Origin of the sequence: Agrobacterium larrymoorei (assembly GCF_030819275.1) — a bacterium.
Lineage (GTDB): Bacteria > Pseudomonadota > Alphaproteobacteria > Rhizobiales > Rhizobiaceae > Agrobacterium > Agrobacterium larrymoorei_B.
The window spans coordinates 1,375,105-1,389,256 of the sequence record NZ_JAUTBL010000001.1; the positions used below are offsets into that span (position 1 = coordinate 1,375,105).

Genomic DNA, 14,152 nt, shown 5'->3' on the forward strand with positions numbered 1-14,152 from the left:
CGGGCTTTATAATGTTGCTGAGAATGTTCGCGTCCAGCAGATAATCCATTAAAGCTCGATCTCTCGACCTTCTTCGCGTGAACGTGAGATTTCGAGTTCTGCTCCAACGAGGGACGACCGGAGCAGGGCCGTAAGGATGCCACCTCTTTTAGGGGCTTCCGGCTAGCGTTTCGCTTCGAATTTCCGTGGTTTCACGCCCCGGAAACCAGAAATTCGAAAGCAATATTCGTATGATAGGCCTCTACGGGAGGCACCCGCAAAAAGCTCCTCGGCGTAAGCCTCGAGGAGCTTTTTGCGTTTGTCCTCTGTCGATCTGAGCGGATGCAACGCGCTCGCAGATGCTCGTCCAATGACTACCCGCTTCAGGAGGGTTGGTCTCACGCAGGTGGCGGCGCTTCAGATCATGGCGCCCTCGCGATAGCGGAAGCCTTGCGGATGGCGTCGATCATCAGGGCGAGCGAGGTCGACGTTGCTGTATCCGTCCGCATTGTCAGCCCCACGGGGCCGCTTGTGTCGGAGGTGTCGAAGGGTAGAACCGCAAGCGCCCCCGCCTCGACATCGCCGACGACCACACCCTCAGAAATGATCCAGACGGCATCGCTCATGCGGACATAGGCGCGTCCAAAGGAATCTGAGACCGTTTCGATCTGCGTCCGCGGCATGACCACGCCTTGCGAGATCAAAAATTGGTCGACGATCGGCCGGATCACCGAATTGCGGGTCGGCATCAACATTGGGTAGTTTGAGAGCTCGGTGAAGAGATCAGCCTTGTGAGACAGCAATCTATGGTCAGGGCGAACAACGAAAACCACCCTTTCCGAATAGAGGTGCTCGAAGCTGAGCCCCGTCATTTTTTCCGGAGCGGCAAGCCGGCCAACGACGAGATCGAGATCGCCCTGCCGCAATTGCTCCAGCAGGATTGCGTTTTCTCCAGTGACAATCTTGACGGGCGCCTGCGTTACGTCACCGAGAAAGCGCGTCATGGCGTCCGGCATGATGCGCGCCGATACCGTCGGCAGTGCGCCGATGCGCACTGGCGGATCGGTCTGCGCCGCTTCCCGCGAGACAGCATCGACCGCTTGGCGAAGGGCGGCCATTGTGGCACTCGCATGTCGCAGGAAGATGTCGCCAAGCCGCGTCGGGCGAATTCCGCGGCCTTCGCGTTCGAAGAGCGCGACACCCAGCACATCCTCCAATTCTCTCACCGTTTTGGTGACGGCCGGCTGGCTGATATGCAGTGAGTCTGCCGCCCGCATGACGCTCTTTTGCCGCGCCACCTCGACAAAGGCTTGCAGATGCCTGAGCTTGATACGTGGATCGAGGAGAGAAGCCATAACCACCAAGTTATGAGATGTGTTGAAAATCTCATTTTACTTAACCGGCGCCATCTTGCAATCTCCGAGCTAAGAGGAGTGAGAGATGACATTTTCTTCACGTTGACGGCGTCGCGATTCATTACCGGACCGTGGGTCTTGCGCCGGGAAAACCGGTCATTGCCTTCGTCAATTCGCTCGGCACCGATTTTCGGATCTGGGATGACGTCATGCGCGAGTTGGGCGATAGCTATGCCTATGTGCTGCATGACAAGCGTGGCCATGGGCTCTCTGGCGTTGGCGTCGCGCCCTACACGATCGAGGCTCATGCGCATGATCTCATCGCGCTTCTCGATCACTTGAAGATTGATAGGGTCATCGTCTGGGGACTTTCGGTCGGCGGGCTTGTCGCACAGTCGATTGCGACAACGCATCCCGAACGTGTCGGCGCACTGATCCTATCAAACACCGCCCACAAGATCGGCACGACCGAGATGTGGAATGCGCGTATCGATGCCATAAAAGCGCAGGGGCTGGCGAGCCTTGTCGATCCCGTGATGGAGCGCTGGTTTACCCCTACTTTCCGACGGAGCGACAATTCGCTTTACGCCGGTGCTCGCGCCATGCTCGCCCGTCAGGAGGCAGAGGGCTATTGCGGCACCTGTGCCGCGATACGCGATGCCGATTATACGGAGTCTGTCACGCGCATTGCCGCACCGACGCTTTGCGTTGGCGGCGATCAGGATGGCTCGACGTCGCCAGATCTGGTGCGAGCGCTCGCCCAACTCGTTCCCGGCAGTCGGTATGTTGAGATTTCTCATTGCGGGCATATTCCCTGCCTTGAGCAACCGGCTGCCTACGCAGCCGCGGTCGCGGACTTCCTGAGGGATATTCCCCTGGCCAATGCCGTAGCGATGCTCCTGGACCGTTACAGCCAGGGCATGGCCACCCGTCGCGCCGTATTGGGCGATGTCCATGTCGACCGGGCGAGCGCGCAGGCGACACCCTTCGACCAGCCGTTCCAGACACTGATCACCGAAAGTGCCTGGGGCACTGTGTGGTCCAGCGATCGATGGACAAAGAGAGAGCGTTCAAACGTGACCATCGCGCTTCTAGCCGCACTTGGGCAATCCGAGGAGATGGCCATGCATGTGCGAGCGACCGCCAACACCGGCGCGACTGAAGACGATATTCGTGAGGCGCTGATGCATGTCGCGATCTATGCAGGAGTGCCCGCCGCCAATCATGGCTTCAAGATCGCCAAGCAGGCGTTGGCCGACCGGAACGCATCTTCCCCGCAAAAGGAGCAGACGACGTGAGCAATCATCCACCGGAAACCGGCCCCTTCTTCGCTCGTGATCGGGAGATGCAGCCGCAAGCCTATACACCCTGGTACAAGACCTCCGTTTTGCGCTCTCCGCAGCGTGCGCTGATTTCGCTTGAGGGTACCAAAAGCGAAATCACCGGTCCGGTCTTTGGCCATGGTTTGTTGAACCCGCTCGATAACGATCTGATCCTCAACTATGCCAAACCTGGCGAAATGCCTGTCGGACCGCGTATCCTCGTACATGGCCGCGTGCTTGATCAGCGCGGTGCGGGAGTTGCTGGCGCGCTTTTGGAGTTCTGGCAAGCCAATGCCGGCGGGCGCTATCGGCACAAGAAGGAGAGCTATCTCGCCGCCGTCGATCCAAACTTTGGCGGTGTCGGCCGCACCATCACCGACGAGAATGGCTATTACTGGTTCAAGACCATTCAGCCAGGTCCCTATCCGTGGCCGAATGGCGTGAATGACTGGCGCCCGGCCCACATTCATTTCTCGGTCTTCGGTCATGGTTTCCAGCAGCGGCTGATCACCCAGATGTATTTCGAGGGCGATCCGCTCATCTGGCGGTGTCCGATCGTCAAGACGATTCCGGATGAGGAGGCCATCCGCCGACTGATCGCGCCGCTCGACATGAATGCGACGATCCCCATGGATATGCGCGCCTACAAGTTCGACATCGTGTTGCGTGGCCGCCGCTCCACCTTCTTCGAGAACCGCCCGGAGGGGAACTGACATGGTACAGCCGCTCGACTATCTCAAGGAAAGCGCCTCCCAGACGGCGGGTCCCTATGTCCATATCGGCTGCACGCCGAATTTCGTCGGCATCAACGGCGTCTTCGAGCGCGATCTCGGTGCGGGAAAGCTCTATGACGACCAGGCGACCGGCACCCGCATCACCATTCGCGGCACTGTCTTCGACGGCGGCGGTTATGCGCTGAAGGATGCGCTGGTGGAAATCTGGCAGGCAGACGCTCAAGGGCTCTACAACAGTCCGAGCGAAACGGCTGGCGCTGCCGACCCCCATTTTACCGGTTGGGGCCGCTCGCCAGGAGATATGGAGACTGGGGAATTCCTGTTCGAAACGATTAAGCCGGGCCGCGTTCCATTTAAGGACGGGCGCTTCATGGCGCCGCACATCACCTTTTGGATCGTCGCGCGTGGCATCAATATCGGCCTGCATACGAGAATGTATTTCCCAGATGAGGGTGCCGCAAACGCCGCCGATCCGGTTCTTGCTCGTATAGAGCACAAGGACCGCGTTCCAACGCTGATCGCAAAGCCGGATGGTGACAACGCCTATCGCTTCGACATTCGCCTGCAAGGCGATGGCGAAACCGTTTTCTTCGATATCTGACTGCTATGAGCCTCTCGCCCTTCGATCATCCTTTCCTGTCCGGTCTCTTCGGCGATGCCGAGATCGCGGCGCTATTTACCGCAGAGGCCGATATTGCCGCGATGATCCGCTTTGAAAGGGTTCTGGCGCTGGCCGAAGCGGAATGCGGCCTGCTTCCCCCCGATATCGCCGATGCCATCAACGTCTCGCTGGCGGATTTCGTGCCGGATATGGCTGGGCTTGCGGAGGGCATGGCGCGTGATGGTGTGGTGGTTCCGGCGCTCATTCGCCAGATGCGCGCGGCGGTTGGTGGGGCTGCCGCGGAGAAGGTACATTTCGGTGCGACAAGCCAGGATGTGATCGATACCAGCCTGATGTTGAGACTGAAAGCCGCGAACCACATCATTCAGGGTCGATTGGAGGCGGTGATCGGCGATCTCGAAGCCCTTCTGGAGCGTGACGGCGACAAGCCACTGATGGCTCATACGCGAATGCAGGCCGCAATCGCGATCAAGGCCGCCGACCGGATTGACGCCTGGCGATCACCCCTGGAGCGGACGCGATCCCGGCTTGTGCATTTTGCCATGGATGGATTTTCCCTACAGTTCGGTGGTGCTGCGGGAACGCTCGAACGCTTCGGTCATGGCGGTCCGGCTTTGCGCGCGGTCCTCGCTGACCGTCTCGGCCTTCATGATCGTGCGCAATGGCACAGCCAGCGTGACACTATTTGCGAGTTCGCTGGCCTTCTGTCGCTTGTTACCGGTAGTCTTGGAAAGATTGGTCAGGACATTTCGTTGCTCGCCCAAGCAGGTGACGAGATAAGCCTTGCAGGTGGTGGTGGTTCTTCCGCCATGCCGCATAAGCAGAACCCGGTTGCAGCTGAACTTCTGGTCACCCTCGCGCGCTTCAACGCGACGCAGGTTTCGGCGCTTCATCATTCGCTTGTGCACGAGCAGGAGCGTTCGGGTGCCGCGTGGATGCTGGAGTGGATGGCGCTCCCGCCCATGGTTCTGACAACCGCCACCGCATTGCGGACGGCTCGCCGGCTTGTAAGTGACATCAAACGGATCGGGCAGGAGGATCATCTCAGGTGAGGATGAGCCACTCGTGAGACGTATGGAAATGCCGCGGCCGCACGGAATGGCCCCGTTTGGCTTATGACTTGAAATCATTGAGTAAACAGAAGCTAGATCACTCGAAAAATCCGTCAAAAAAGCTGTGTTTTCCCTCTGCTTAAACGTTGACAAAAAAATGAACTAACTGGTACAAACATTCATCGGTCGGGTTTGTATGGGGCTTGGGAGAGCTCTTTCGATAGACAATCCGGCAGGAACAAGGGAGCGTTCGACGTCTGCGGGCAGAGAGCGGAAGACGACTGAGGGACAGGCTGACACCTGACTTGAACGTCGCGGAGGAACCATGTCATACAGTCTCGATTTCTCGGCGGTCATTGATCGCCTTCCCGAGCTGCTCGTTGCGTGTCTTGCCACCATCGGCCTGGCGATTGCCGGCATGTCGCTGGCGACCGTCATCGGTATTTTGGGCGTTGTGGCGCGACGGTCGCGCTTTAAGCTGTTGCGCGGCCTTGTCATCGGCTTCGTCGAACTGATCCGCAATACGCCCTTCCTGGTTCAGATATTTTTCATCTTCTTCGCCCTGCCGCAGCTCGGTTTGCGCCTCAACCCGACAGTGACCGCCATCGTCGCGCTGGCGCTTAACGGTGGCGCCTATGCGATCGAAATCATTCGTGGCGGTGTAGACGCGGTTCCCAAGGGGCAGGTGGAAGCAGGGCTTGCGCTTGGACTCGGTCGCGCGCAAATCTTCCGCCACATCATTCTCAAGCCTGCGCTGCGGGCAGTCTACCCATCGCTCACCAGCCAGTTCATCATGTTGACGCTCACGACCTCCGTTTGCACGTCGATCGCCGCTTACGAACTCACCTCGGTGGCGCAGAAGATCGAGGCGGATACCTTCCGCTCCTTCGAAGTCTATTTTTCCATCACGCTGCTCTATCTCGTGATTTCCTCGCTGATGATGGGCGTCTTCGGTCTCATCTCGCGCATCTCTTTCAGCTACCCGGTCAAGTGAGGAGACGATCATGGCAAGCATAGGCCCCAACGAACTGTTCTTCCTCATGCAAGGCCTGAAGTGGACCATCGCATTGACCTTGATCGGCTTTGCAGGTGGTGGTGTGTTCGGCCTGCTCGTGGCGTTGGCACGTACCGCCGAAGCCCCATCCATCCGTCGCGCAACGGCTGGCTATATCGCGGTCTTTCAGGGCACACCGCTCCTCATGCAGCTCTTCGTGGTCTATTACGGCGTGGCTCTGCTCGGCTTCAACATCGATGCGTGGATCGCGGTCGCCATCGCTTTCACACTGCATGCCAGCGCCTTTCTCGGTGAAGTCTGGCGGGGCGGTATACAGGCTGTTCCGAAGGGGCAGACGGAAGCGGCTCGTGCGCTTGGCCTGCACTACAGGTCGATCATGATGGATGTGGTCCTGCCGCAGGCGCTACGCATTTCGTTGCCGGCCACCATCGGTTTCCTGGTGCAGCTCATCAAGGGCACGTCGCTTGCTGCCATTGTCGGCTTTGTCGAATTGTCGCGCGCCGGCCAGATCGTCTCCAACCAGACGTTCCGTCCGCTTACCGTTTTCGCCATCGTTGGCCTCATCTATTTCCTGATCTGCTGGCCGCTCTCTCTTTGGGGTGCCGGCGTCGAGAAACGCCTTCAGACCGCCGCTCGATAGAGCGTCGTGGAAAGACCCGTCGTGCCTTTTGGAAATCGGCTTCGATTTTCAGGCCGATGGGGGAGGAGATCTACTTTCGTGACCATGCATTCATCAGTTTACAAGGAGGAGAATATGATGAAATCCAGCATGACTTTCGGTCGCCGCAGCGTGCTTGCGCTTATGGCCGCCGTCGCAACTCTGCCTTTCATGGCGCCGGTCGACGCCTTTGCCGGCACCGTCGAAGAAGCAAAGGCCAAGGGCAAGGTCGTTATCGGAATTCAAGGCGACAACGCGCCTTGGGGCTTTGTCAATTCGAGCGGCGTGCAGGACGGCTTCGACGCGGATATCGGCAAGGCATTTGCCGAGTATCTCGGCGTGAAGGCCGAGTTCGTCCCGCTTGCGGTCGCCAACCGTATTCCAGCGCTTCTGACGGGCAAGGTCGATGTGCTCTTTGCCACAATGGCAATGACGTCTGAACGCGCCAAGAGCATCCAATATTCGAAGCCCTATGTCGGCAATGTGTTTTCCGTCTATGCCGCTAAGGACAAGAAGATTGCTGGCTTTGACGACCTGACCGGCGTCAGCGTCGGCGTTCCGAAGTCGAGCGCTATGGATACCGCAATCACTGCTGGAGCCGGTACGAAGGCCAACATCCTTCGTTTCGACGACGATGCGTCCAACATCCAAGCTATCATTTCCGGCCAGGTCGACGCCGTCGGCGGAAACATGTTCTACGGTGATCGCCTGAACAAGGCAGCCGATGGCAAGTTCGAATCCAAGTTCGAATTGACCACCATGTATAATGGCGCCGGTACCCGCCCGGGTGAGAAGGACTGGAACGAAACCATCAACAAGTTCCTCGACCAGATCAAGTCCGATGGCCAGCTCGCGAAGATCTACGACAAGTGGATGAAGCGACCCATTCCGAATTTCCCGGAAAGCCTGCCCGACATTCCGTTCACCGTTAAGTAAGCAGGAGCTTACATGCCCCAATCCCACGCCACAGAGGCTCCGCTGATCGCCCTAGAAGGGGTGGGAAAGTGGTATGGAGCCTATCACGCGCTCAAAAACGTCAACATCACAGTCCGCAAAGGCGAAAAAATCGTTCTTTGCGGACCGTCCGGTTCTGGTAAATCAACGCTGATCCGCTGCATCAACCATCTGGAGGAAATCCAGGAAGGAAGGATCACTGTCGAAGGCACCACGCTGACCGATTCCGCCCGCGCCATCGATGCCGTGCGTCGGGAGGTGGGCATGGTGTTTCAGAGCTTCAACCTCTTCCCGCACAAGACCATCATGGAAAACTGCACGCTTGCGCCGATGCGGGTAAAGGGTCTCGACAAGGCGACCGCCGAGGAAACCGCACGCAAATATCTCGCTCGCGTGCGCATCCTCGATCAGGCCGACAAGTATCCCGCCCAGCTTTCCGGCGGCCAGCAGCAGCGTGCGGCGATCGCCCGCGCACTATGCATGGAACCGAAGGCCATGCTCTTCGACGAGCCAACCTCGGCGCTCGATCCTGAAATGGTCAAGGAAGTGCTCGACACCATGATTGGTCTCGCGCGCGACGGAATGACCATGATCTGCGTGACTCACGAAATGGGTTTTGCCCGCCAGGTGGCCGATCGCGTGGTCTTCATGGCATCCGGCGAGATCATCGAGGAAGGGCCGCCGGAGGAGTTCTTCCGCGATCCCAAACACCAGCGTACGCGCACCTTCCTCGGCGAAATTCTGGCGCACCACTGAAGCAAGCGGCGGGGTGGCCCGCCGCGCCTTTTACGCCGCACGAACGGTCCAGATCCATGACAGAACGAACCGCCTATCAAGTCGGCCTCATCGGTGCCGACATCCAGCTCTCAAAATCGCCGGCACTTCACATGCGCGAGGGTCGCGCGCACGGTCTCGATTATGTCTACGAACTCGTGGACATCAATGTCCGAAACGTGCCGGAGACGGCACTGCCTGAGCTGCTAACGGAGCTGGAAGCCCGTGGCTTTGCCGGGACCAACATCACGCACCCGTTCAAACAGGCGGTCATTGCCCATCTTGACGAGCTTTCCGAGGACGCCCGCATGCTGGGCGCCGTCAACACGGTGGTCTTCAAAGATGGCAAGCGCATCGGTCACAACACCGACTGGTACGGTTTTTATGAAAGCTTTCTGCGCGGTCTGGCCGATGCCCCGCGTGAGAGGGCGCTGCTCATCGGCGCGGGCGGTGCCGGCGTCGCCGTCGCCCATGCCGCCTTGAAACTCGGTATCGGCAGGCTCGATATCTTCGACCAGGACGACGCGCGTGCTGAAAGGCTTGCGCAGCAACTCAACACGCGCTTTGGCGAGGGCCGAGCTGCGCCAGCCAAGACGCCAGCAGCCGTGCTGCGCGATGCCGATGGTCTTATCCACGCGACACCCGTCGGCATGCCGGCCCATCCCGGCATCCCCGTCGATCCCGATTTGATTGCGCCGCGCCACTGGGTTGCGGATATCGTCTATATGCCGCTCATCACCACGCTGATTGAGACGGCTGCTGCGAAGGGCTGTCGGACGTTGCCAGGTGGCGGCATGGCGATTTTCCAGGCTGTCGGTGCATTCCGACTGTTCTGCGGGCGTGAGCCGGATGCGGAACGGATGAGCGCGCATTTTGCCGAGATGTTTCAAGCGGAGGCAGCCGCATGAGCCTGTTCTTCGTTCTTAACGGACCGAACCTCAACCTGCTCGGACAGCGCCAGCCGGAAATCTACGGCCGTGAGACGCTTTCCGATGTCGAAGGGGCGTGTCGCGACATAGCGGCAGCTTCGGGTCATGAAATTTTCTTCGCGCAGAGTAATCGGGAATACGAGCTAATCGACTGGATTCACGAGGCGCGCGGCAATGCCGCTGGCATTGTTATCAACCCCGGCGCTTTCAGTCACACGTCGATTGCCATCCTCGATGCGTTGAACGCCTATGAGGCGCCCGTGATCGAGGTCCATATTTCCAACATTCACAAGCGGGAAGTCTTCCGCCACCATTCCTATGTGTCGACACGAGCCGACGGCGTCATCGCGGGTCTCGGTATCGAAGGCTACAGCGTGGCGCTTCGCCGTCTCATCGCTCTTCAGACCCGATAGCGTCGATATGTTCGGGCCGGACCACATAGCGCAAAACCATCTCCGCCACATGGCGCGACAGCGTTTGCTGCGCATGCGGCGTGAAAAGGTCTTCGCCGAAGATGGAGGAGAAAGTCGGAGCGTTGGAGACGTTGAAAAAGGAAAGAGCGCTGATCTGCCAGTGGAGTTCCAGTGCCTCGATCCCTTCACGGAAAACACCGCTCTCCTGACCGCGCTTCAGCACCGCCTCCAATGCGGCAATGGCCGGACGGTTGAGGCTACGGATCGTCTTCGACATCTGCACATGCCGGCCATGATGGATGTTTTCGATCATGACCATGCGGATGAAGGCAGGGTTTCGGCGGTGATGCTCGAAAGTGTAGCGACAGAGTGCATCGAGTGCCGTCATTGGGCCCAGATGATCCAGCGCCAGATCGCTCTCGCCGCCGCGCACCTTGCTGTATGCCTCTTCCAGAACGCGCTGGTACAGGCCCTCCTTGTCGCCAAAATAATAATAGATCATGCGTTTGGACGTCTTCGTCCGTGCGGCGATCTCGTCTATCCGAGCGCCCGAAAGGCCGTTTTGGGAAAATTCCTCCATCGCGACCGCCAGAATGTCGCGCCGCACGCCTTCCGGATCGCGTTTGGCCGAACGCGCCTTCTTGCCCTCAGTGGTCGTCGCGGTGCTCGTCATGTTTCCCCCGGATGCTCGGCATCCGCGTTTTCCACGTTCCATATTAACCAACTCGTACATAAACACGAAAGGTAAGGCAATATGGCCCAGTACCAGACAGACAAGCAAAGCGTGATGATGCGGACGTCGATGGCGACGGTGTCGATCAGCGGCGAGTTTCCTGAAAAGCTGGCAGCGATTGCCCGTGCAGGCTTTGACGGTGTCGAGATATTTGAGAACGACTTTCTGACTTATGACGCATCGCCACGCGAGGTGGCGAAGATCGTGCGCGATCACGGTCTGGATATCACGCTTTTTCAGCCGTTTCGGGATTTCGAGGGCATGCCGGAGCCGCACCGCAGCCGCGCCTTCGAGCGGGCGGAGCGCAAGTTCGAGATCATGCAGGAACTCGGCACCGACCTCATGCTCATTTGCTCGAACGTATCGCCAATCTCGCTCGGCGGCATCGAGCGGGCGGCAGAGGATTTTCATGCGCTGGGAGAAATGGCGGCCCGCCATGGCGTGCGCGTCGGCTACGAGGCCCTGGCCTGGGGACGCTACATCAACGACCACCGCGATGCCTGGGAAATCGTGCGGCGGACCGACCACCCGAATGTCGGTATCATTCTGGACAGTTTTCACACCTTGTCCCGCAAGATCGATCCAAATTCAATCCGTTCCATTCCCGGCGACAAGATCTTCATCGTACAGCTTGCGGATGCGCCGCTGTTCGACATGGACCTCCTCTACTGGAGCCGCCATTTCCGCAACATGCCGGGTGAAGGCGATCTGCCGGTAGTCGATTTCATGCGCGCCGTGGCGGCCACGGGTTATACCGGCCCGCTCTCCCTTGAAATCTTCAATGATCAATTCCGTGGCGGATCAGCCAGGGCTTTGGCCGAGGACGGGCATCGCTCGCTCGTCAATCTGATGGACCGCGTCCGGCGCCACGAACCCGATATCCGTCTTTCCATGCCCGCGATGCCGGACCGTGTCGAGGCGAAAGGGGTGGAGTTCGTCGAGTTCACCTCGGCGCCCGAGGAACAACAAACCCTCATCGATCTGCTTGGTACTCTGGGCTTTCGACGCAGCGCGCGGCACCGCAACCGCGCTGTCGATCTCTATACTCAGGGCGAAATCCGTATCCTGATCAATACAGACGATAGTGGTGACAGCTTTGCAGGCGCTTCCTACGCCGTACATGGCACCAATGCCTATGCATTCGGTCTCAAGGTCGATAATGCCGAGCAGGCGCTGACACGTGCCAGCGCGCTCGGCGCACCTGTCTTCTCCGAGCCTCGGAGGCCCGGCGAAGTCGCGGTGCCCGGCATTCAGGGCGTCGGCAACGGCGTCATCTACTTCCTCGATGATCATGCCCCGCTCGCCGGAATCTGGGAGAGTGAGTTCGAGCCATTGGTCGATGGAGCAGAATTGCCCACTGCGCATTTGACCCGTATCGATCATCTTGCCCAGACAACCCATTACGACGAGATGCTGACGTGGCTTTTATTCTACACGTCGATCTTTTCGACCCGCCGCACACCGATGGTCGACGTGGTCGATCCGGGCGGACTGGTGAGAAGCCAGGCGGTCGAAAGCGAGCCGCGCCCGCTTTTCCGCCTGACCATGAACGGCGCGGAGAACCGTAAGACCTTTGCGGGCAAGTTCCTTGCCGAAGGCTTCGGCACCAGTATCCAACATATTGCATTTGCCAGTGACGACATCTTTGCGACTGCCGAGGCCCTGAAGTCCACCGGCTTTCAGGCGCTTCCGATCTCGCGAAACTACTATGACGATCTCGAGGCGCGCTTCGGTCTTGAGCCAGATTTTTCCGATGCGCTCCGTGCCGCCAGCATCCTTTACGACCGCGACGAACACGGGGAGTATTTCCAGATCTATAGCCGCACTTTCGGCGAAGGATTCTTCTTCGAAATCATCGAGCGAAGAGGTGCCTATAACGGATATGGCGCCATGAACGCACCCTTCCGGATTGCCGCCCAGCGCCGGCTTCGGCGACCGGAGGGCTTGCCGAAGTTATAGTCGTTCTGTGTCGGAAACAGACAGGCACCACTTTGTCGGCGGTGGCCCGCACGGTGGTGTATGGCACCGGAGGGGGCAGAGAACGGTATCGCGGCATGGAACAGCGCTTGGACGTGGCAGTGCTATCGAGGGAGCTGCGCGACAAATCAATGAGGAGCAAATCTCTCGCAAGACCATGCTCCTCATCAAGGCAAGACTTTTTTGTTTGCCTAAGCACGCCAACCTCTACGCGGCAAGGTTTGCGATCCGTTCAAGCCTGGCCCAGGCTTCTCGCCAGGGCTTGTTTTGTCTTCCCGTTGCGATGGAGGATGAGGATCACGGTGGTCGTGCCACAGATGGCTGCGATGGGCAGCAGGGTGTAGAGAAGTTGCTGCGGCCCCATGCCGCTTGCCAGGAGCCAGCCAGCGACGAGAGGGCCGACTATCGAACCGAGGCGGCCGACCGAGACGGCGAGGCCGACGCCGGTGCCGCGCACTTCGCTCGGGTAGCATTGCGGGGCGATACCGTAGAGCAGCGCCTGTACGCCGATGACTGTCGCGCCGACAAAGGTGCCTGCGGCCAGCGCCGCCGCTACGTTGCCCGCGGGCAACATGGCAAGAGACGTGATGGCCAGCATCAGCCCGATAAAGCAGAGCGCTGAAGAAAAGGCGGGTCTGTTTCCGTCCAGCAACCGGCCACCAAGGACCGCACCGGCTGCACCGCCGATGTTGAAAACGATCTGTACCATCGACGCGGTTTCACGGGCAAAGCCGAGCGAAACGAGAATTTGCGGAAGCCAGTTGAGCAGCAGATAGACGACGATGAGGCCGAAGAAGAAAGCGGCCCAGAGCAGCAGCGTCTGTTGCAGGGCGCCTGGCGCCATCAGCACGTCGCGACGACGCGCAGGTACCTTGGCATCGCGTGTCACGCGGAACGGTCCCATCATGAGCTGGAGCGGCAGAACCAGCAGCAATGGCAAAATCCCACCTACCAAGAATATCGAACCCCAGTCGTCATGCAGGCCAAGCAGGGCGATGAGGCTGGCGAGAGCTCCGCCGAGCGGGACGCCGGCATACATGATCGCAACTGCCCTGCCGCGCCGCTCGGGCGCGACGGATTCAGCGGCAATGGCGATGAGGTTTGGCAGCGCGCCGCCAAGTCCGACGCCGGTCAGGAAGCGCATCGCCACGAGATGTTCGAACGTGTCGGAAAAAGCTGTGCCGATCGAAAACAGGCCGAAGACGACCAGCGATAGGGCAAGGCCGTTGCGCCGTCCGAACCGGTCGGCGATCACGCCCCCGCAAAGCGCGCCAAGCACCAGCCCGAAGGTTGCGGATGAGAGGAAAACGCCCAACTGTGACGGTGAAAGTCCAAAGGCGGAAACAAGTTTCGGCACGGCGACACCCGCCGCCTGAAGGTCGAAACCTTCGATAATCGCGGCGAGAAACACAAGCACAAGCGCGCGCGTTCCCGTCCCCGCATGAAGATGCGTGGCATTTGTCATGATATTCTCCTCCCAAAGGCCGCCTCGGCGGCAATCATGCTTTCATTCAGCCTGCGTTTGGCATCGCGTCAGCGACGGCTCCCCCAGTCCTCCCGAGCCCGTCCCGTTCCTCAAAATCCGCCACCCGATGGTGACGGCAGACATCCTGACCGCGCCATCCGCATATTTCG

At 59.4% G+C, this 14,152-nt stretch carries 14 protein-coding genes; 11 read left to right on the top strand and 3 right to left on the bottom strand.

Going from position 1 to position 14,152, the window contains the following annotated elements; genetic code table 11:
- Positions 1-401: 401 nt before the first annotated feature.
- On the bottom strand, positions 402-1,334 hold the full coding sequence (pcaQ, locus tag QE408_RS06295; RefSeq protein WP_306929451.1) for a pca operon transcription factor PcaQ: 933 nt from the start codon (positions 1,332-1,334) through the stop codon (positions 402-404).
- A 116-nt stretch (positions 1,335-1,450) separates the two neighbouring features.
- On the opposite strand from pcaQ, the gene pcaDC reads away from it, so the two are divergent.
- From pcaDC to aroQ, 10 genes are all read left to right on the top strand, one after another.
- On the top strand, positions 1,451-2,632 hold the full coding sequence (pcaDC, locus tag QE408_RS23080; RefSeq protein ID WP_444876271.1) for a bifunctional 3-oxoadipate enol-lactonase/4-carboxymuconolactone decarboxylase PcaDC: 1,182 nt from the start codon (positions 1,451-1,453) through the stop codon (positions 2,630-2,632).
- Positions 2,629-3,369 (top strand): protocatechuate 3,4-dioxygenase subunit beta, encoded by a 741-nt coding sequence (pcaH, locus tag QE408_RS06310; RefSeq protein ID WP_306929453.1) that lies wholly within the window; start codon positions 2,629-2,631, stop codon positions 3,367-3,369. Before pcaDC ends, pcaH begins: the two co-directional genes overlap by 4 nt.
- A 1-nt stretch (position 3,370) precedes the next feature.
- Positions 3,371-3,991 (top strand): protocatechuate 3,4-dioxygenase subunit alpha, encoded by a 621-nt coding sequence (gene pcaG / locus QE408_RS06315; RefSeq protein WP_306929455.1) that lies wholly within the window; start codon positions 3,371-3,373, stop codon positions 3,989-3,991.
- Between the two features lie 5 nt (positions 3,992-3,996).
- A complete protein-coding gene (locus QE408_RS06320) occupies positions 3,997-5,064 on the top strand; it encodes a 3-carboxy-cis,cis-muconate cycloisomerase (protein ID WP_306929458.1) in 1,068 nt (355 codons plus the stop codon).
- 325 nt (positions 5,065-5,389) lie between these two features.
- Positions 5,390-6,058, top strand: coding sequence for an amino acid ABC transporter permease (locus QE408_RS06325; RefSeq protein ID WP_306929459.1), 669 nt, complete (start codon positions 5,390-5,392; stop codon positions 6,056-6,058).
- A gap of 10 nt (positions 6,059-6,068) precedes the next feature.
- Positions 6,069-6,719, top strand: a complete 651-nt coding sequence (locus QE408_RS06330; protein WP_306929460.1) for an amino acid ABC transporter permease — start codon at positions 6,069-6,071, stop codon at positions 6,717-6,719.
- A gap of 114 nt (positions 6,720-6,833) precedes the next feature.
- Positions 6,834-7,673 (top strand): transporter substrate-binding domain-containing protein, encoded by an 840-nt coding sequence (locus tag QE408_RS06335; protein WP_306929462.1) that lies wholly within the window; start codon positions 6,834-6,836, stop codon positions 7,671-7,673.
- A gap of 12 nt (positions 7,674-7,685) precedes the next feature.
- The gene (locus tag QE408_RS06340; RefSeq protein WP_306929464.1) at positions 7,686-8,447 is read left to right on the top strand and encodes an amino acid ABC transporter ATP-binding protein; all 762 of its coding nucleotides are present in this window, start codon (positions 7,686-7,688) and stop codon (positions 8,445-8,447) included.
- Between the two features lie 56 nt (positions 8,448-8,503).
- Entirely contained in the window at positions 8,504-9,373 is an 870-nt protein-coding gene (locus tag QE408_RS06345; protein ID WP_306929466.1) for a shikimate dehydrogenase, read from the top strand.
- Entirely contained in the window at positions 9,370-9,807 is a 438-nt protein-coding gene (gene aroQ, locus QE408_RS06350; RefSeq protein ID WP_306929468.1) for a type II 3-dehydroquinate dehydratase, read from the top strand. The genes QE408_RS06345 and aroQ overlap by 4 nt, the downstream gene beginning before the upstream one ends.
- On the opposite strand, the gene QE408_RS06355 is transcribed toward aroQ, so the two are convergent.
- Positions 9,785-10,480 (bottom strand): TetR family transcriptional regulator, encoded by a 696-nt coding sequence (locus QE408_RS06355; protein ID WP_306929470.1) that lies wholly within the window; start codon positions 10,478-10,480, stop codon positions 9,785-9,787. The two genes, aroQ and QE408_RS06355, sit on opposite strands and share 23 nt — an antisense overlap.
- Positions 10,481-10,597: 117 nt before the next feature.
- Here QE408_RS06355 and QE408_RS06360 point away from each other — a divergent pair, with 117 nt between their 5' ends.
- Positions 10,598-12,499 (top strand): bifunctional sugar phosphate isomerase/epimerase/4-hydroxyphenylpyruvate dioxygenase family protein, encoded by a 1,902-nt coding sequence (locus tag QE408_RS06360; protein ID WP_306930232.1) that lies wholly within the window; start codon positions 10,598-10,600, stop codon positions 12,497-12,499.
- Positions 12,500-12,749: 250 nt separating this feature from the next.
- Here the strand turns inward: QE408_RS06360 and mhpT are convergent, their stop codons facing one another.
- Positions 12,750-13,982 (bottom strand): 3-(3-hydroxy-phenyl)propionate transporter MhpT, encoded by a 1,233-nt coding sequence (mhpT, locus tag QE408_RS06365; protein ID WP_306929472.1) that lies wholly within the window; start codon positions 13,980-13,982, stop codon positions 12,750-12,752.
- Positions 13,983-14,152 lie beyond the last annotated feature (170 nt).